Genomic DNA, 19,339 nt, shown 5'->3' on the forward strand with positions numbered 1-19,339 from the left:
ACTTATTATTATAAAATGCTTTCCAGCAAATCTATATAAATCTGTATTCCCTCTTCGATTTCTTTAACGTAAATATACTCATCTGCGCTGTGTGAACGGGTACTATCACCCGGCCCTAACTTTAATGACGGGCAACTTAAAACCGCCTGGTCGCTCAATGTAGGTGAACCATAAGTGCTTCTACCTAGAGCAATACCCGCTTTTACTAGTTCGTGATCCTTAGGAATAGAAGACGAATTTAAGCGTAAACTTCGTGGTTTTATAGAATCGCAAGGTGCTTGCGCTTGTAATAAATCTGCAATTTCCTTATTACTATATTGATCATTAACACGTACATCAACTACCAGATCAATGTCTGCAGGTACTGCGTTATGCTGTTTACCACCTTTTATTTGAGTGACTGTCATTTTAACTTCTCCCAAAGCCTCAGAGACTTTCTCAAACTTAAAATCCTTAAACCATTGTAATACCGGGATACAATTGTAGATCGCATTATTGTCATTAGGATGTGCCGCGTGTGAAGGAGTACCTAAAACCTGAGCATCAAAGACCACAAGTCCCTTTTCTGCAATAGCAAGATTCATCAACGTAGGCTCACCAACAATAGCTACATCAATATGGGGTATAACTTTAAGCATACTATTTAACCCATTAGGACCGCTACTCTCTTCCTCACCACTCGCAACCAGAACTAAATTATACTTAGGATTTTCATAGGCAAAGAAATACGTAAAAGTTGCAATTAATGAAACCAGACAACCACCAGCATCATTGCTACCCAAGCCGTATAATTTGCCATCTTCAATATCTGGAGAATATGGATCGCGTGTGTAGCCGTTATTAGGCTGAACAGTATCATGGTGACTATTTAAAAGTAAGGTGGTTTTTCCTTCTTTAAAATTTTTATTAGTTGCCCAGATATTATTTGCCTGTCTTTGAAATGGAATATCATATCTATTAAACCAATTTTCAATAAATGTAGCCGTACCCTCTTCTTCAGATGAAAAAGACTGTGTTTTAATTAGATTTTTTAATAATTCTAGCGCCTCTTGCGTAAGTTTCTCTATGTTCATTACAGTCGTAAGGTTGTAAAATTAGTATTGGTATTTTGTAGCATTTCAGGTTTGCCAAGCTGAACTTTACTTACTCCACCTTTTAATGCATAAAAGCAATTTTCTAACTTCGGAAGCATCCCATCTGCAATAATTTTGTCTTCTAATAATTCTGAATATTTAGAAGTATTTATCTCCCGTACAACAGAGTCATCATTGGCAACATCAAGCAATACGCCAGACTTTTCAAAGCAGTAGTTAAGCGTAACCTTGTAACTTTTAGAAAGCCCTATCGCAAGCTCACATGCGATTGTATCAGCATTTGTGTTTAGCAATTGACCTTTTCCATCGTGAGTAATAGCGCAAAATGCCGGAGTAATACCTATATTAAGTAATTTATCTATAAGCTCACTATTAACACCCACAACATCTCCAACAAAGCCAAAATCGACGTCTTTTACCGATCTTTTTACTGAATAAATTGTATTTCCATCAGCTCCAGAAAAACCCAGTGCATTGCAATTTCTGGCCTGTAAACCCGCGACAATATGTTTATTTACCTTACCGCCGTAAACCATGGTGATTACCTCGACGGTCTCAGCGTCTGTAATTCTACGACCATCTTTTATTTTTACAGCTATACCTAAACGTTCTGCAAGTTCAGTGGCTAATTTCCCTCCTCCATGAACCAATATTTTAGGCCCTTCAAGGTTGGCAAACAAATCTAAAAAGTGCTGAAGATCTTCTTCTTTTTCAATAATATTTCCACCTACCTTAACGATATGGAGATTTCTCATAAGAATAGCGTTAATTTAGGTTCTCTAAAATTGATTTGAGAATTACCTGAGCAGAATAGGTTCTATTATTTGCTTGTTCAATCACTACCGAATTCTTTCCATCTAAAACACTATCGGTAACGATTACATTTCTTCTAACCGGAAGACAATGCATAAACTTGGCATCTCCTAACTTCTCTTGAGTTATTGTCCAGCTCGCGTGAGAATCTGTTGTGGCAAGCACTTTGCCATAATTTTCATAGTTACTCCAGTTTTTCACGTAGACAAAATCTGCATCCTTTAATGCAGCATCCTGATCATATTCTACTACCGAACCTTTTACAACAGCCTTATCCAGTTCGTAGCCTTTGGGATGTGTGATCGTGAAATCGACATCCATTTTCTGCATCATTTCTATAAATGAATTTGCTACCGCGTGAGGTAAAGCTTTAGGGTGCGGTGCCCAACTTAAAACCACTTTGGGCTTTTTCTTCTTTGCCAGTTCTGTGATAGTAATAGCATCTGCAAGTGCTTGCAAAGGATGAGCTGTTGCACTTTCCATATTAACAATAGGAACGCTCGCATACTTAACAAAACTAGAAATTACATATTCAGATTCATCTTTAGCTTTATCTGTTAGAGTAGGAAATGCGCGTACAGCAATAATATCTGCATATTGAGAAATCACTTGCGCAGCCTCTTTAATATGTTCTGAGGTATCAGCATTCATAACAGTACCATCTTCAAATTCTAATTTCCAGGCATCACTATTAAAGTTCATCACCGTGACATCCATTCCCAGATTGCTTGCAGCTTTTTCTGTACTTAACCGGGTGCGTAAGCTGGAGTTGAAAAATAGCATGACAAGGCGCTTGCGCTTACCCAGTTGCTCGTAAGCGTATGGATTATTTTTAAGTTCGCGAGCTTGCGCGATTAGTTCTTGTAGATCTGTAATGTCGTCTAAACCGGTGTATTTTTTCATTAGTTGATTCCTGTCAAAAGATAAGTAGCAGCCGAAATCTCTGCTTAGTTAATTATAATTTTTCTAATTCTATTTTAAGTGCATCAAAAAATTGATCTATATGCACATTTTGCACTGTTAACGGAGGAAGAATGCGTATAAGATTCTTATTCTTTGCACTTCCTGTAAAAATATGCTGGTCGTAAATAAGCTGTTTTCTCAATGCCGAAGTATCAAAATCAAATTCAATTCCTAACATCAAACCACGTCCTTTTACACCTTTGATTTGAGGAAAATCTAATGCCCTAGCTTTAAAGTGATCTGAAACCCGAAGGGCATGTTCCAGAAGGCTCTCTTCTTCTAAAACTTCAAGAACTGTTAGTGCCGCAACACAAGCCAGATGGTTTCCTCCAAAGGTTGTTCCCAACATTCCAAATTCTGCTTCTATTGAAGGATGAATCAAAATGCCTCCCACTGGGAAACCATTACCCATACCTTTAGCCATCGAGATTAACTCGGGCTGTACATCGTACTCTTGAAATGCAAAAAATCTTCCTGTACGACCAAAGCCGGCCTGTACCTCATCAGCGATAAGCATTGTTCCGGTTTGCTTGCACAATTTATCAATCCCTTCGTAAAATTCTTTTGTGCTTATATCTAAGCCTCCTACTCCCTGAATAAACTCTACAATTACTGCACAAACATCACCCTTAGCAAGTACACCTGCTAACGCATCAAGATCACCTAATGGTAAAAACTCAACCTCTTGTTGTGCATTTATTGGAGCAACAATCTTAGGATTATCTGTAGCTGCAACTGCGGCAGATGTGCGCCCGTGAAAGCTATTGTTAAAGGCCACAACCTTTTTTCTTCCTGTTACAAAAGAGGCTACTTTAAGTGCATTTTCATTAGCTTCTGCTCCGCTACTGCACATAAATAATTGATAATCTGGACATCCAGATTGAACCGGTAACCGTTCTCCAAGTGCTTCTTGCAATGGATTGTGCACTGCATTACTATAAAACCCAATATCTCCTAATTGCTTTGTTAAATTCTCCACATATTTAGGATGCGAGTGACCTATAGAAATCACAGCGTGACCTCCATATAAATCCAGATACTTAGTGGGTTTTGAATCATAAACCCAAACATCCTGAGCTTTTATCGGGGTTACGTCATACAACGGGTAAACATCAAATAGACTCATTATTTCTGATCAGATTTTATAATATTAATTTTATTAAAAGAAGCTACCATCCCCTGAATTAGAGAAGAACTCAAGCCTTTATGTTCCATTTCATTTAATCCTTCAATCGTACAACCCTTAGGTGTTGTAACACGATCGATTTCTTCTTCGGGGTGATTTCCCGAATCTATAAGCAATTTTGATGCACCATTACACGTATGCATAGCCAATTCTTGTGCTTCCTTTGCATCAAATCCCAGTTGTATAGCGGCCTGAGTGGTGGCACGAATCAGTCGCATCCAGAAGGCAATTCCGCTTGCGCAAACCACAGTAGCTGCCTGCATTTGAGTTTCTGGTATAATCAAACTATTTCCTAAACGATTAAAAATGGCCTCCGCAATTTTTATACGCTTAATTCCTTTTTCATTACTGGCAAGACAGGTCATCGATGCGCCCACTGCAATAGCCGTGTTTGGCATCGCACGCACAATAAACTGATCTGTACCTACAATTGCTTCAATTTGAGAAATTTGATATCCCGTAATGGTAGATATAAGTATATGTTTATCTGTAAGATGATCTTTTATGTCATTTAAAATAGCACTTAGTTGCGCCGGCTGCACAGCAAATATTAAAATATCAGACTTTTGTACTGCCTCTACATTATCTGAAGTAACAAATACATTTTTATACTCTGCATAAGATGCTATTCCCTCGGGATTACGACGGGTCATAAATAATGAGGTTATTGCATTATTTGTAATTAGACCTTTGGCTATTGAAAGGCCTAAATTCCCGGTTCCTATAATTGCTATTTTCATATGCTGTCCTTTATGTAAATTTCGCGAAGGCGAAAGCAACTTCTTTTATAGTGTCATTATTGCTTAAAAAATTCATTTCCTATTACTTCAGATTATGCTCATCAGCTAATCTTAAAGAAATTATTAAAAATAGCTGCCCTTAAGGTTAAGCCCTTCAACCTGCGGAAGCCCAAAGATAAGATTCATATTTTCTACTGCTTGACCAGATGCTCCTTTTAAGAGATTATCTATACAACTGGTAATTAACAGTTGACTTCCCTGTTTGTATAAATGAATCAGGCATTTATTAGTATTTACTACCTGTTTCATATGTATTTCTGCATCTGAAACAAATGTAAACGGGGCATCTGCGTAATAGTCTTTGTACAACTTCTTTATCTCATCAAAGGCGCCATCAAACTTGGTATATGCAGTTGCAAAAATTCCTCTCGAAAAATTTCCGCGATTTGGCAGAAAAAATAATTCTTTATCAAAACCAGATTGAAGCTGAGCGACAGTCTGATTAATTTCACCCATATGTTGATGTGTGAATGGTTTGTAATATGAAAAGTTGTTATCTCTCCACGTATAATGAGTAGTCGCAGAAAGTGAAGTGCCCGCACCAGTAGCACCCGTAACAGCATTTATATGGATGTCATTTGATATTTTTCGTGCATCTGCTAAGGGCAATAATGCTAATTGAATCGCTGTAGCAAAACAGCCGGGATTTGCAATAGATCCGGCTTGCTTTATAGCATCTCGATTAAGTTCTGTCAAACCATATACAAACTCTCTACCTTCAAAATCTGCATCTGCTTTTAATCGAAAATCATTACTTAAATCAATAATAACTGTAGATTCAGTAAAGTTATTTTCCTTTAAGAAAGCTTTAGAATTTCCGTGTCCTAAACACAAAAAAACCACATCTACAGAAAAATCAATTGCGTCTGCAAAACGTAACGATGTGCTTCCTATCAAATCCTGATGCACATCACTAAGCAAGTTTCCGGCATTAGAGGTGCTGTAAACAAAACTCAATTCTACAAAGGAGTGGTTTAATAAAATACGCAACAGTTCTCCTGCTGTATATCCTGCGCCACCTACTATACCTGCTTTAATCATGAGTTTCCGTTTACGTGGTTGTAAATCTTATTTTGGTTTCCGGTGATTTTTATAAATCCTTTTGCATCGTCGGCTGTCCATCCCTTATTCATCTCGCCATATGCTCCAAAAGATGCATTCATCAAATCGTGATCAGATTTTATACCTTCTAAAGTAAATCGATAGGGATGTAATGTTACATACACATCACCTGATACATTTTTCTGACTATCTTCTAAGAAGGCTTCCATATTACGCATAGCCGGATCTAAATATTGACCTTCATGCAAATGCATTCCATAGAAATTAGCTAGATAATCTTTATGCTGCATTTGCCATTTTGTAAGCGTATGCTTTTCTAATAAATGATGCGCTTTAATTATTATCACTGGTGCGGCCGCTTCAAAACCTACGCGACCCTTTATCCCTATAATAGTATCTCCTACATGAATATCACGACCTATACCAAAAGGTGCCGCTAATTTTTGCAGGCTTTCTATATTCTCTACGGCACCGGCAGCCTTACCATTTACAGCTGTTAATTCGCCTTTTGTAAAGGTTAGAGTAACTTGTTCTGATTCGTTTTTTTCTACTTGTGAAGGAAAAGCAGATTCTGGCAATCCCTGATGAGAAGTTAAGGTCTCACTACCTCCTACACTTGTTCCCCATAATCCACGGTTCACAGAATATTTTGCTTTCTCCCAAGCCATCTCCACACCGTGGCTTTTTAAATAATCGATTTCCGCTTGTCTTGAAAGTTGTAAATCTCTTATAGGAGTAATAATTTCTATTTCTGGAGCAAGTGTTTGAAAAATCATATCAAAACGAACTTGGTCATTGCCAGCTCCCGTACTTCCGTGAGCAACATATTGCGCATCTATTGATTTTGCATAGTTTATAATCTCAACAGCCTGAATAATACGTTCTGCGCTTACTGAAAGTGGATAGGTATTATTTTTTAATACGTTACCATAAATTAAATTCTTGACAACCTTATCATAGAAGCGGTCTACAGCTTGAATATTTTTATAGGTTTTAGCTCCTATTTTTAAAGCTTTAGACTCTATTTCGTCAATTTCTTCCTGACTAAAACCTCCTGTATTAATACTTACAGCATGTACTTCAAATCCTTTTTCTTCAGATAGATACTTAGCGCAATAACTTGTGTCAAGACCGCCACTGTAGGCGAGAACTAATTTTTTCATTCTAATATGGTTTATTCTAGACTCTACAGAGTCTAAACAATTTAATCTTGTTTCTTTTTATCTTTTTTCAAGAACAAATGTTCTTTAATACTTTTTAACCGTGTAAAAGCTTTTGGGTTCATTTGCTTTACGTCTTCAGGTATAAGCATTTTTTTCTGCTCTTCTTTTGCAGGATCGTATAACATTCCAGTACACAAACACATTTTTTGTTCAGTACGCTGTAAAATATCATAATTACGACAGGTTTGGCAGCCTTTCCAGAACGTAGGATCATCGGTAAGTTCTGAAAAGGTTACGGGACGATATCCCAAATCTGAATTAATTTTCATAACGGCAAGACCCGTAGTGATACCAAAAACTTTTGCATCTGGATATTTATGGCGAGAGTGTTTAAAAATAGCCTCTTTAATTTGCCGTGCAAGACCACTGCCTCTATAATCAGGGTGTACAATAAGACCACTATTAGCGACAAATTTGCCATGTCCCCAAGCCTCGATATAACAGAAACCAGCAAATTTATCACCATCAAGTGCTATAACAGAATTTCCGTTTTCCATTTTGGTGATTACGTACTCCGGTGTGCGTTTTGCAATACCGGTACCACGTACTTTAGCCGATTCTGCGATCGTATCGCATATATATTGTGCATATCCCGCATGGGATTTATTAGCAATAATAATTTCCATATTCTTTTGAATTGGAAGTTAGAAAAAAAGTGAAATTGATATTGAAGACGGAACCGGACTCACCTAAGTTCCCAAGAAAACTGCACCCACTAGGGGCGGCGACGCTCATGACGGCGTACAGGAATACATACCAAAGAAGTATGGGTCTCAACTGGATACAATGACAAAACAGCAGCCTTGATAGCTTGCTTCAGTACATTTATATGTAAGTTTATTCCTTTCATTTATTCTGCTAAAGTACAAAGTAGATTTAAACGACAGTCCAATACTGCCTGGAAATGTCAAATAAATCTACTTTTTTATGATTTCTTCAAGTTTCAGTTCGATAATAATTTTTCACTGCTATATTTCTAACAAAATATGCTTTTGACAATTATTATAACAAGTAATCTGTACTTACGAAGTTAGATTTCTTAGTATCTAATAACTCATTTAAGATTGCATTATTATATTCATTGTCTTTTGAAGCCACAAATGTGCGTATCGAAAAGGAACGCAAAGCATCGTGTACACTTAAGGTTCCTACTGCAGAATCTTTTCTTCCTGTGAATGGATATACATCTGGCCCACGTTGACACGAACTATTAAGGTTTACACGGCAAACTAAGTTTACTAAAGTATCTATAAGCGGCGCTAATGCCTTAACATCTTTTCCAAAGAGACTTACTTGCTGGCCATAGTTGGACTCTGCCATATCATCTAGTGGCTCATCTATATGTTTAAAAGTAAGTATAGGAACTACAGGACCAAACTGCTCCTCTTGATATACCAGCATATCTTTTGTTACCGGAAACAAGACTGCAGGCCATATGAAATTTTCAAAATGAGTACCCCCTTTGGCATTAAGAACTTGCGCTCCCTTTGCCGTAGCATCATCTATAAGCCCTTGAATATAAGCAGGTTTTGAAGGTTCTGGTAAAGGTGTAAGTTTTACGCCATCTTCCCAAGGCAGTCCAAACTTCAACGCATCAACTGCTTCTGAATATTTTCGGTTAAATGTCTCTGCAATATTCTCGTGTACATAAATCACCTTTAGAGCAGTACATCGCTGACCATTAAATGAAAGCGTACCTGCAATACATTCTGCAACAGCAAGATCAAGATCTGCATCTGGTAAAATTATTGCAGGATTTTTTGCTTCAAGGCCAAGTACCAATCGCAGACGATTTTGTTTAGGATGTAATTTTTGTAATGCGTTTGCAGACGAACTGTGCCCTATTAGAGCCAAAACATCTATTTTTCCCGTTTGCATTGCAGGAGAAGCAATCGCTCTACCTCTACCAAATACTACGTTAACCACACCTGGAGGAAAACTTTCTTGAAATGCTTCTAGCAATGGTGCAATTAATAGAACTCCGTGTTTTGCAGGTTTAAAAACAGCTGTATTCCCCATAATTAGAGCTGGAATAAGCAGGCAAAACGTTTCGTTAAGTGGATAATTATAAGGTCCCAAACATAATACTACGCCCAATGGTCCTCTACGTATATGTGCATGTATCCCGTCTTGCTTATAAAATTTAGCACTATCACGATCCATATCCTTATAATCTGCAATAGTATCATTGATATACTCAACGGTACGATCAAACTCTTTTTGGGAATCGGGAAAATTTTTCCCTATTTCCCACATCAATAGTGTTACAATAAGCTCCCGCTTAGTTTTCATTTTTTCAACAAAAGTCTGCATACATTTAATGCGATCTGCAACCTTCATAGTTGGCCATAAACCTTGACCTCTATCATATGCTTTATGAGCGGCATCAACAGCTAATAGTGCTTCCTCTTTACCAAGACTGGGAGTTGAGCCTAATCTTGTGGGTCGACGCTCACCATCAACCTCTGTATGAATGCTTGAATAAACCTCTGCAGTTTCTCCTTCCCATGTTAAAAGCTTACCATCTATGAGGTAGGTTCTCTGCTCTATTGGCTCAACTTTAAATTGCTCTGGTATTTCGGTTGTAAGTGGTTTCATATGGATAGGTTTTGTAGTTGCTTCTTGATTGAAAAAAGAAATAGCTTATATCAAAAATTCAAATAAATCAGGTTTATCATTTAAATACTCACCGAAAAATTTACGGCTTTTCATACGTGCAATTAAGGGTTCTAAACTTGCCGAATCTTGAATTTCAATTCCTACTACGGCTGGACCATCTTCCCGCGATGTCTTCTTTTTATATTCAAAAAATGTAATATCATCATTGGGACCTAATATCTCATTCAAAAATTCGCGTAACGCTCCGGCACGCTGCGGAAAACGTATAATGAAATAATGTTTTAAACCTTGATATAACAGCGCACGTTCTTTAATTTCTGCTGTACGGGTTATGTCATTATTACTTCCGCTTACGATACAAACAATATTTTTCCCCTTAATCTCATCAGCAAATTGATCTAGAACTGATAAGGTAAGTGCTCCTGCAGGCTCTACTACAATAGCATCTTTATTATAAAGATCTAATATGGTCTGGCATACTTTACCTTCCGGAACAGTTACCATTTTATGTAAGTACTCCTTGCATATAGCAAAATTGCGATCGCCTACCCGTTGCACCGCAGCGCCATCTACAAATTTTTCTATTAATCTAAGTGTTGTGTTTTCCTTATTAAAAATAGAAGTACTCATTGATGGGGCACCTTCAGGCTCTACACCTATTACTTTGGTTTTAGGAGATAGTAAATGAAAAATAGTACTCAATCCTGAGGCAAGACCACCTCCACCTACGGGTACAAAAACATAATCAATCTCTTCTTCAGCTTGTTCAATTATTTCTAACCCCACAGTCGCCTGACCTTCTATGATTTTTTCATCGTCAAATGGGTGAACAAATATTTTACCCAGCGCATCACATTCAGTTTTGGCCGCTTTGTAAGCATCATCAAAGGTATCTCCTGTTAGAATTATTGTCACATAGTCTTCTCCAAACATTTTTACCTGCTCAGTTTTCTGACCCGGTGTGGGAGCAGGCATAAAAATGGTACCTTTTATTTTTAATTTTGCACAAGCAAATGCAACACCTTGTGCGTGATTACCAGCACTGGCACAGACAATTCCCTTATCCCGATCATTTTGCGATAACGAACTTATTTTATTAAAGGCTCCTCTAATTTTATAGGACCGCACCTGTTGCAAATCTTCCCGTTTAAGAAGAATTTTTGCCTCAAATTTGCGTGAGTAATTGAGACTGGGCAGTAATGGAGTTAAAGCTGCAACACCCTTCAAGGTTGCTGCAGCCTTCTTTACATTTTCTAATTCTGGGAAATATGAGATTTTTAAGTCGCTCAAAATTGTAATTATTTTGATTGACTAAACTTGGTTATTCGGGTGTAACCAAGTTTAGTATATACAGTGATTTAAAAAGAATTTTAAGCGGTAACCGGCTCTGCCGACGCTACTGTCTTAACTTCTTTCATGGCAGTCATAGATTCTCTTAACCACGCTCCTACTTCTTCAACTTCGTGACCTCGTATAGCGTCGTTCACTGCAATAAGTGTTTTATTATCTACACCATTATCTTTTGCGAAAGCTTTACCAATGATATTTGTATCTACAGATTTCATAAAATCTGTCAAAAGAGGCTTGCAAGCATGGTCAAATAGATAGCAACCGTATTCTGCAGTATCTGAGATAATACGATTCATCTCAAATAATTTTTTACGCGCAATAGTATTTGCAATTAACGGAGTTTCGTGAAGCGATTCGTAATAAGCAGACTCTTCAATAATACCCGCTTCGGTCATCGTTTCAAAAGCTAACTCTACTCCTGCTTTAACCATTGCTACCATTAATACGCCGTGATCAAAATATTCTTGTTCAGAAATCTCAACATCTCCGGCAGGGGTCATTTCAAAAGCGGTCTCTCCAGTTGCAGCACGCCATTTTAAAAGGTTTTCATCGTCATTTGCCCAGTCTTCCATCATCGTTTTGGAGAAATGCCCTGAGATAATATCATCCATATGCTTGTGAAACAACGGACGCGTAATCTCCTTAATTTCTTCAGCCAATTCAAATGCTTTAATTTTTGAAGGATTGTTTAATCGATCCATCATATTTGTTATACCACCGTGCTTTAAAGCCTCGGTAATAGTTTCCCAACCATATTGAATCAACTTAGCGGCATAGCCTTTGTCAATTCCTTTTTCAACCATTTTATCGAAACAAAGAATAGAGCCGGTTTGAAGCATACCACATAAGATAGTTTGCTCACCCATTAAATCGCTTTTTACCTCAGCGACAAATGAAGATTCAAGCACACCTGCTCTATGACCACCCGTTGCAACAGCATATGCTTTAGCCTGATCTTTTCCTTTTCCTTCAGGATCATTTTCAGGATGTACCGCTATCAAGGTAGGAACCCCAAAACCACGCTTATATTCTTCACGTACTTCAGAACCAGGACATTTAGGCGCACACATAATAACGGTAAGGTCTTCCCGTATTTGCATTCCTTCTTCTACAATATTAAAACCGTGGCTATAAGCTAAAGTTGCTCCTTTTTTCATAAGAGGCATTATCGCCTTTACAACCGCAGTATGTTGCTTGTCTGGTGTAAGGTTACATACAAGGTCTGCTGTGGGAATTAATTCTTCATAAGTCCCAACAGTAAAACCATTTTCTACAGCATTCTTATAAGATGCTCTTTTCTCTTTAATAGCACTTTCGCGCAACGTATATGAAATATCTAACCCACTGTCTCGCATGTTTAATCCTTGATTTAATCCCTGCGCTCCACATCCTACGATTACAACTTTCTTACCGCGTAATGCTTCTATACCATCTGCAAACTCATCAGACTCCATAAATCGGCATTTTGCCAGCTGAGCTAACTGATCTCTTAAGGATAGTGTATTAAAGTAATTTGACATTTTAATGTATTTTATTGATTATGATTAGTTGTTTTATTCTGCAAATTCGGCAAGCATCGACGATATTTTCATCTCATCTTTTGTAACAGCAATACGACCAGAACGTACAAATTGCATTATCCCAAAAGCACTTAACTCTCGATATAATAATTCTATTTCAGATCTGCGGCCTGCTTTTTCAAGCACAAAAAACTCTTTATTTACGGTTACAATCTGAGCGTTACTTTCTTTTATAATATTCTGAATCTGACGTTCTTCAAATAGCAAATCAGATTTAATTTTAAAAAGACAGGTTTCTAAAAATATGGTTTGCTCATCGGTATGATAAAATGCCTTAATAACCTCCACTTGCTTTTCTAGCTGACCAATTATTTTCTTAATTCGCTCTTCAGTTATATTAATAACTATCACAAATCTTGATACACCTTCGATCTCAGACATCGAAGTATTCAGACTTTCTATATTAACTTTTCTACGTTGAAATATTGCCGAAATACGATTTAACAAACCGATATTATTTTCGGTATAAATAGAAACTGTAAATGTTTTTATCTCGCTCATACTATTCTAATCTTATATCTGAAACTGATGCTCCTGATGGTATCATTGGGAACACATTGTCTTCTTTTTCTACGCGTACTTCTAAAAAGTAGGGTCCTTCTGATGCTAACATGGTTTCAATCGCTCCGGCAAGATCCTCGCGTTTAGTCACTTTCTGAGCATCTATAAAATACCCCTTAGCAATCGCTACAAAATCTGGATTTACCATTTCTGTAGATGCATATCTGCGGTCAAAAAACAACTGCTGCCACTGGCGAACCATTCCGAGAAATTCATTATTGAGTACGACAATTTTCACAGGGACTTTGGTTTGAAATATGGTACCTAATTCCTGAATGGTCATTTGATATCCCCCGTCACCAATTATAGCAACGACCGTACGGTCTGGCGCACCCATTTGTGCACCTATAGCTGCCGGAAGAGCAAATCCCATAGTACCTAGTCCGCCAGAAGTAATATTACTTTTAGAGTGATTAAATTTTGCATAACGGCAAGCAATCATCTGGTGCTGACCAACATCGCTTACAATTACAGCATCACCCTTAGAAACCGTATTTATACCCTCAAGAACCTCACCCATCGTAAGACCTTCTTTTGTAGGGTGAATATCTTCGCTTATGATTTTATCATATTCGATCTGATATAAATCTTTAAAACGCTGATGCCAGTCTGTATGCTCTTTTGTATCTAATAAGGGCAATAGTGCAGCTAAAGATTCTTTACTGTCACCTAAAACAGCCAGGTCTGCATTTACATTCTTATTAACCTCTGCAGGATCAATTTCAAAATGAATTACTTTAGCTTGTTTTGCATAGGTATTTAAATCTCCGGTTACCCGGTCATCAAAGCGCATACCTATTGCGATTAATAGGTCACACTCATTGGTTAACATATTGGGTGCATAATTACCATGCATACCTACCATACCCACATTTAAGGGATGCTCTGTAGGAATTGCAGAAACTCCGAGGATCGTCCAAGCAGCCGGAATACCAGATTTTTCAACTACTGCTTTAAATTCTGCTTCGGCTTTGCCTAGGATTACACCCTGTCCCCAAACTATAAACGGTTTTTTAGCATTATTAATTAGTGCTGCCGCAGCCTCAACATCGGAGTGATTAAGCTTCGGAACCGGTTTATAGCTACGTATTGCAGTACATTTTTTATATTTAAAATCAAGCTCAGCAAACTGTGCATCCTTTGTGATATCAATCAAAACAGGACCTGGTCTGCCACTACGAGCGATGTAAAATGCTTTTGCCAGTACTTCAGGAATTTCAGACGCTTTTGTTACCTGAAAATTCCATTTTGTAACCGGAGTAGAAATCCCAATGATATCTGTTTCCTGAAAGGCATCACTCCCTAATAAATTTGAAGCTACTTGACCAGTAATGCACACCATAGGTGTTGAATCTATTTGTGCATCTGCAATACCAGTTATAAGATTTGTTGCTCCCGGTCCCGATGTAGCAATAGCCACACCCACTTTACCACTTACACGGGCATAACCCTGAGCAGCGTGGGTAGCCCCTTGCTCATGACGGGTAAGAATGTGGTTAATTTTATCTTGATATTTATACAACTCATCATAAACGGGCATAATCGCACCACCCGGATAGCCGTACAATGTATCTACTCCTTCAGCAAGAAGGCATCTTATGATTGCCTCTTTACCTGTAATTCGCTCTGTATCTTGCGAATCTGTAGCTTGCAATTTAATAGTTTGTGTTTCCATAAGCCTACTTCTACATTTCATCAGTCACACATCCTTCTGATGCAGACGATACTGTTTTTGCATATTTATAAAGCACTCCGCGCTCAAACTTTAGTTTTGGAGCAACCCATTTCTCTTTTCTCTTTGCCAATTCTTCTTCAGTAACATCTACTGAAATTGTATTGGCTTCTGCATTAATCGTAATAATATCACCGTTTTCTATAAGTGCGATATTCCCCCCGGCTTGTGCCTCTGGAGTAATATGCCCCACTACAAATCCGTGTGTACCTCCAGAAAAACGACCATCCGTAATTAAGGCCACCTCTTTTCCTAAACCTGCACCCATTATGGCTGCTGTAGGTTTTAGCATTTCTGGCATTCCTGGTCCGCCTTGTGGTCCTTCATAACGAATAACCACCACATCGCCTTTTTTAACTTCTCCTTTTCCTATTCCTGCATTTGCAGCATATTCTCCATCAAATACGCGTGCAGTACCGCTAAAATGAAGACCTTCTTTCCCTGTTATTTTTGCCACACTACCTTCTGTAGCTATATTTCCATATAGAATACGTATGTGTCCCGTTTCTTTAATAGGGTTTTCTTTAGGGTGAATTACATCCTGCCCTTCAATAAGATCAGGAACTTCAGCTATATTTTCGGCAAGTGTCTTACCAGTTACTGTTAGGCAATCTCCATGAAGCATTCCTTCAGCAAGCATATATTTTAAAACTCCAGGAACGCCACCTACATTATGAAGATCTTCCATAAGGTATTTACCACTAGGTTTTAGATCTGCTAAAAACGGGGTAGTATCACTTATTCTCTGAAAATCTGCTAACTTAAATTCGAGTTGTGCAGCTTTCGCAATAGCCAAAAAATGCAAGACTGCATTTGTAGATCCGCCAAGAACGGTTACTAAGCGCACCGCATTTTCTAGGGATTTTGCTGTAACTATATCACTAGGTTTAATATCTTTTTCAATCAGGTTTTTTAAGGCTGCACCTAAACGTTTACACTCTTCTTCTTTGTTACTACTTACTGCAGGATTTGACGAATTATAAGGAAGGGACATTCCCAAGGCTTCTATCGCCGAAGCCATTGTATTTGCAGTATACATACCTCCACAAGCACCAGCACCCGGACAGGCTTTATTGATCACACTTTTAAATTCTGTCTCATCAATTGCTCCAGACATTTTAGAACCCCAGGCTTCAAATGCTGAAACCACATCTAACTTTTTACCATTATGGCATCCTGGGGCAATTGTACCTCCATAAACTAATATAGAAGGTCTATCTAATCGCAACTGCGCCATTAAAGCACCGGGCATATTTTTATCACAACCTACCACGGTTACTAGCGCATCATAGCTCATAGCTTGTACTACAGTTTCCATTGAGTCTGCTATAATATCTCGAGATGGTAGCGAGAAGCGCATTCCGGGAGTACCCATAGAAATACCGTCACTCACTCCTATTGTATTAAAAATAAGACCTACCAGTTCATTTTTATCTACGCCTTCTTTCACATAAGTGGCCAGATCATTAAGGTGCATATTACAAGGATTACCTTGATATCCTGTACTTGCAATACCTACCAGAGGTTTTTTAAAATCTTCGTCTGTAAGACCTATTGCGTGAAGCATTGCTTGCGCCGCTGGTTGTGTAGGGTCTTGAGTTACTGCTTTACTATATTTGTTTAATTCCATTTTTTTAAATCTATACCGAAATTAATTAATCCTGTTTTTAAGTCTATCGTAACTAAAAAGCTTTGAATATATCAGATTAAGAATAAAATTATATATTTTGCTGAATATCAATTTATTAACCTAAAAATACTACTACGCCCAACTCATAAAATCTATTTAAAATTCCTTCTATGATCTATTTGCAGGTAGTTAGTTTTCAAAAAAAAACCTCCTAATTAAGGAAGTTTAAATTTGCTTATGTGCGAGAGACTACCGCTTTAAATAGGAACGTTTTCTTTTAGTCCTTAAACTGATTTTTTCTACGTTCAAAATTATTCAATTTAAAAACTATCAACTCTAATTCAGCCGTCAAATGCCGTCTTTCAAGGTATTTTTAAACATCGTTCAAACAAGACTACATTCAGTAGAGACCTATTAACAGATCATTAGTGGATATATGGTTTTAATGCAATTTTGATTGATGTGTTTTTGAGATAAATTCAGAATAATTGCGTCAAGTAGATGTCATTCCCGCAATCTTGTAGTAAAAAGTAAATTAAGAACAATCAAAAACGGTGAATACTCATCTGGGATGAATACTCAAACTATACGAGTTAATTCCCAATTCAAATTGGGCTATTAAAGAAATAAGAGACCTATTCTAGTATTTTACCATATTTAGTTAAATCTGGTGTAAAGCCTAGTGATGAGTACAGTTTTCTGGCTTTTTTATTATCATCAAAAACATTTAGAGTAAGTAAACTATAGCCGCAATCCTTAGTCCATTCTTCGGCTTTATTCATTAGCATTTTTCCGATTCCGCGACCTCTGGCTTCAGGAGAAACGATAATATCTGCTATATGACCGTGAGGTTCTCTGTGGTAATAATCGGTTCCTATTTCTAAGAAAATAAAGCCTAGTTGTTGTTTAGTTTCTTCATCTTCAGCAATAAAAATAGCGTTATCCTTATTTCCGTCCAGAATTTCAGCTTTAATAATACGCTGATCAATATCGAGCATCACATTAGGATCGCGCCAATGCGGTAACTCAGGATCTGTAAGGCTGGGAAGTAATTCTAAAATAAAATTTGTATCACGTTTTTCTACGCGTCTTATATTTACTGAAGGCATTTTTGAGTGGTTTAGATTCTGAAGTTACTCAATTCATTTTTTTCAATTGGTTACCCGAACGAATTGAATATTAGAATTTGTTAAAATACACCGTTTTTTTGTTTACAAACTCTTGTATTCCGTCTATTGAAAGTTCGCGACCATAACCCGAAATCTTAGTTCCTCCAAAAGGTAAACGTGGGTCACTTTTTACAAGATCGTTTACAAAAACTGCCCCATCATCAAATCGAGGAACTAATCGTTTTGCACGATCGTGATCTTCTGTAAACAAAGAAACTCCCAACCCAAAGATAGATTGGTTAACAAGATCAACGGCTTCATCTTCGGTTTCAAATATTGTAATACCTATAACAGGTCCAAATGTTTCTTCTTTAAATAATGGCATCTCTGAGGTTACATTTCCCACAACAGTAGGTTCAAAGTAGGCTTTATTGCGGTTTCCTCCTAAAAGGATTTTTCCGCCGGCATCTACTGTTTTATTCAGTTGTTCTTCGAGTTCCTCAGCAAGATCTTCGCGCGCCATTACACCTATATAGGTATCTTCTTGTAACGGATCACCACTTTTCAACTCTTTTACAGCCTCTAAAAATTTACTGGTAAAAGAATCGACAATATTTTTGTGAACCAGCAAACGTTTACCCGCAATACAACTCTGTCCTGTATTCTGATAACGTGCTGTAACTGCCTTTTCTATGGTTTTTTCCACATTGCAATCTTCAAAAACTACAAGCGCATTACTACCACCTAATTCAAGCACCGACTTCTTAATCTCGCTACCAGCAGTAGCTGCCACGGCTTTACCGGCTGGTGTACTCCCTGTAAGTGTTACTGCTTTTACCTTAGGATTCTTAATCACATCCTCAATTTTAGAACTACTTAAAGGCAGATGCGTAAAGCAATTTTCTGGGAAACCGGCACGCTCAAAAACCTTTTGTATATTATCTGCACTTCGCATAACGTTACTCGCGTGTTTTAAAATACCTACGTTACCTGCCATTAAAGCCGGTGCTGCAAAACGAAATACCTGCCAAAACGGATAATTCCACGGCATAACCGCCAGAACAACACCTATGGGTTCATAACTAACATAGCTTTCTTCTGCATCGGTTTCTATCATTTTTGGAGCCAAATGATGCGCAGCCTGATCGGCATAATAATCACAAACCCAAGCACATTTTTCAATTTCAGCAATGGCTTGAGAAATAGGTTTTCCCATCTCAAGTGTCATGGTGCAGGCGTACTCTTCTTTATTTTTGCGTAACTCTTCCCCGGCAGCTTTCATCAATTTACTGCGTTCTGCAAAAGAGGTAGTTCTCCAGGATAAAAAACGATTGTGCGCTTGATCTATAGCACTTTCAGTTTCTTCGATGGTTAATTCTTGAGTTTCGAATTCAACCTTTTGATTGTAGGGATTTACAGACTTGATCATAATATATTTGCACTAAATTTCTTTAAAGTTAGCAAGGGTGCGGTAAAGCCGAGGTTGGATTAAGATCACTTTAACTATGAAAATGGGTGTGTTACTGCGAGTATATTAATAGATCAACTTCAACACTTCTATTCTCAACGAAATAAGTCAAACTGTTTATAAGTCGTTTACAACTCTTTTGGCTTCAT

At 37.7% G+C, this 19,339-nt stretch carries 16 protein-coding genes; all 16 read right to left on the minus strand.

Annotated features, from left to right (window positions below; translation table 11 throughout):
* Window positions 1–8 precede the first annotated feature (8 nt).
* Entirely contained in the window at window positions 9–1,073 is a 1,065-nt protein-coding gene (locus ABVM53_RS00400; RefSeq protein ID WP_405328176.1) for a M20 family metallo-hydrolase, read from the minus strand.
* The gene (argB, locus tag ABVM53_RS00405) at window positions 1,073–1,849 is read right to left on the minus strand and encodes an acetylglutamate kinase (protein WP_405328179.1); all 777 of its coding nucleotides are present in this window, start codon (window positions 1,847–1,849) and stop codon (window positions 1,073–1,075) included. Before argB ends, ABVM53_RS00400 begins: the two co-directional genes overlap by 1 nt.
* 10 nt (window positions 1,850–1,859) lie before the next feature.
* Entirely contained in the window at window positions 1,860–2,810 is a 951-nt protein-coding gene (locus ABVM53_RS00410) for an N-acetylornithine carbamoyltransferase (RefSeq protein WP_405328181.1), read from the minus strand.
* Window positions 2,811–2,862: 52 nt separating this feature from the next.
* Window positions 2,863–3,996, minus strand: a complete 1,134-nt coding sequence (locus ABVM53_RS00415) for an aspartate aminotransferase family protein (protein ID WP_405328184.1) — start codon at window positions 3,994–3,996, stop codon at window positions 2,863–2,865.
* A complete protein-coding gene (gene proC, locus ABVM53_RS00420) occupies window positions 3,996–4,796 on the minus strand; it encodes a pyrroline-5-carboxylate reductase (protein ID WP_405328187.1) in 801 nt (266 codons plus the stop codon). The genes ABVM53_RS00415 and proC overlap by 1 nt, the downstream gene beginning before the upstream one ends.
* 123 nt (window positions 4,797–4,919) lie before the next feature.
* Complete coding sequence (gene argC, locus ABVM53_RS00425; protein ID WP_405328188.1) at window positions 4,920–5,897, minus strand: N-acetyl-gamma-glutamyl-phosphate reductase; 978 nt, start codon at window positions 5,895–5,897, stop codon at window positions 4,920–4,922.
* Window positions 5,894–7,081, minus strand: a complete 1,188-nt coding sequence (gene argG / locus ABVM53_RS00430) for an argininosuccinate synthase (RefSeq protein WP_405328190.1) — start codon at window positions 7,079–7,081, stop codon at window positions 5,894–5,896. The genes argC and argG overlap by 4 nt, the downstream gene beginning before the upstream one ends.
* A 41-nt stretch (window positions 7,082–7,122) precedes the next feature.
* Window positions 7,123–7,767 (minus strand): GNAT family N-acetyltransferase, encoded by a 645-nt coding sequence (locus tag ABVM53_RS00435; protein ID WP_405328192.1) that lies wholly within the window; start codon window positions 7,765–7,767, stop codon window positions 7,123–7,125.
* A gap of 376 nt (window positions 7,768–8,143) precedes the next feature.
* Window positions 8,144–9,739 (minus strand): NADP-dependent glyceraldehyde-3-phosphate dehydrogenase, encoded by a 1,596-nt coding sequence (locus ABVM53_RS00440; protein ID WP_405328195.1) that lies wholly within the window; start codon window positions 9,737–9,739, stop codon window positions 8,144–8,146.
* 45 nt (window positions 9,740–9,784) lie between these two features.
* Complete coding sequence (ilvA, locus tag ABVM53_RS00445; RefSeq protein ID WP_405328198.1) at window positions 9,785–11,050, minus strand: threonine ammonia-lyase IlvA; 1,266 nt, start codon at window positions 11,048–11,050, stop codon at window positions 9,785–9,787.
* Window positions 11,051–11,130: 80 nt separating this feature from the next.
* On the minus strand, window positions 11,131–12,630 hold the full coding sequence (ilvC, locus tag ABVM53_RS00450) for a ketol-acid reductoisomerase (RefSeq protein WP_405328201.1): 1,500 nt from the start codon (window positions 12,628–12,630) through the stop codon (window positions 11,131–11,133).
* Between the two features lie 33 nt (window positions 12,631–12,663).
* Complete coding sequence (ilvN, locus tag ABVM53_RS00455) at window positions 12,664–13,191, minus strand: acetolactate synthase small subunit (protein WP_128758582.1); 528 nt, start codon at window positions 13,189–13,191, stop codon at window positions 12,664–12,666.
* 1 nt (window position 13,192) lies between these two features.
* The gene (gene ilvB / locus ABVM53_RS00460) at window positions 13,193–14,926 is read right to left on the minus strand and encodes a biosynthetic-type acetolactate synthase large subunit (RefSeq protein WP_405328205.1); all 1,734 of its coding nucleotides are present in this window, start codon (window positions 14,924–14,926) and stop codon (window positions 13,193–13,195) included.
* Between the two features lie 10 nt (window positions 14,927–14,936).
* Window positions 14,937–16,613: a dihydroxy-acid dehydratase gene (gene ilvD, locus ABVM53_RS00465; protein ID WP_405328208.1), complete on the minus strand. Its 1,677-nt coding sequence runs from the start codon at window positions 16,611–16,613 to the stop codon at window positions 14,937–14,939.
* Between the two features lie 635 nt (window positions 16,614–17,248).
* Complete coding sequence (locus ABVM53_RS00470; protein WP_371457447.1) at window positions 17,249–17,722, minus strand: GNAT family N-acetyltransferase; 474 nt, start codon at window positions 17,720–17,722, stop codon at window positions 17,249–17,251.
* A 70-nt stretch (window positions 17,723–17,792) separates the two neighbouring features.
* Window positions 17,793–19,151 (minus strand): NAD-dependent succinate-semialdehyde dehydrogenase, encoded by a 1,359-nt coding sequence (locus ABVM53_RS00475; protein WP_405328212.1) that lies wholly within the window; start codon window positions 19,149–19,151, stop codon window positions 17,793–17,795.
* Window positions 19,152–19,339 lie beyond the last annotated feature (188 nt).

It is taken from the genome of Leeuwenhoekiella sp. LLG6367-2.1, from assembly GCF_045055775.1.
GTDB classification, from domain to species: Bacteria; Bacteroidota; Bacteroidia; order Flavobacteriales; family Flavobacteriaceae; genus Leeuwenhoekiella; species Leeuwenhoekiella aequorea.

Bases quoted from the DNA above. Each gene is read 5' to 3' on its own strand.
- ABVM53_RS00400 (WP_405328176.1), bottom strand. From the start codon at position 1,073: ATGAACATAGAGAAACTTACGCAAGAGGCGCTAGAATTATTAAAAAAT.
- argB (WP_405328179.1), bottom strand. From the start codon at position 1,849: ATGAGAAATCTCCATATCGTTAAGGTAGGTGGAAATATTATTGAAAAA.
- ABVM53_RS00410 (WP_405328181.1), bottom strand. From the start codon at position 2,810: ATGAAAAAATACACCGGTTTAGACGACATTACAGATCTACAAGAACTA.
- ABVM53_RS00415 (WP_405328184.1), bottom strand. From the start codon at position 3,996: ATGAGTCTATTTGATGTTTACCCGTTGTATGACGTAACCCCGATAAAA.
- proC (WP_405328187.1), bottom strand. From the start codon at position 4,796: ATGAAAATAGCAATTATAGGAACCGGGAATTTAGGCCTTTCAATAGCC.
- argC (WP_405328188.1), bottom strand. From the start codon at position 5,897: ATGATTAAAGCAGGTATAGTAGGTGGCGCAGGATATACAGCAGGAGAA.
- argG (WP_405328190.1), bottom strand. From the start codon at position 7,081: ATGAAAAAATTAGTTCTCGCCTACAGTGGCGGTCTTGACACAAGTTAT.
- ABVM53_RS00435 (WP_405328192.1), bottom strand. From the start codon at position 7,767: ATGGAAATTATTATTGCTAATAAATCCCATGCGGGATATGCACAATAT.
- ABVM53_RS00440 (WP_405328195.1), bottom strand. From the start codon at position 9,739: ATGAAACCACTTACAACCGAAATACCAGAGCAATTTAAAGTTGAGCCA.
- ilvC (WP_405328201.1), bottom strand. From the start codon at position 12,630: ATGTCAAATTACTTTAATACACTATCCTTAAGAGATCAGTTAGCTCAG.
- ilvN (WP_128758582.1), bottom strand. From the start codon at position 13,191: ATGAGCGAGATAAAAACATTTACAGTTTCTATTTATACCGAAAATAAT.
- ilvB (WP_405328205.1), bottom strand. From the start codon at position 14,926: ATGGAAACACAAACTATTAAATTGCAAGCTACAGATTCGCAAGATACA.
- ilvD (WP_405328208.1), bottom strand. From the start codon at position 16,613: ATGGAATTAAACAAATATAGTAAAGCAGTAACTCAAGACCCTACACAA.
- ABVM53_RS00470 (WP_371457447.1), bottom strand. From the start codon at position 17,722: ATGCCTTCAGTAAATATAAGACGCGTAGAAAAACGTGATACAAATTTT.
- ABVM53_RS00475 (WP_405328212.1), bottom strand. From the start codon at position 19,151: ATGATCAAGTCTGTAAATCCCTACAATCAAAAGGTTGAATTCGAAACT.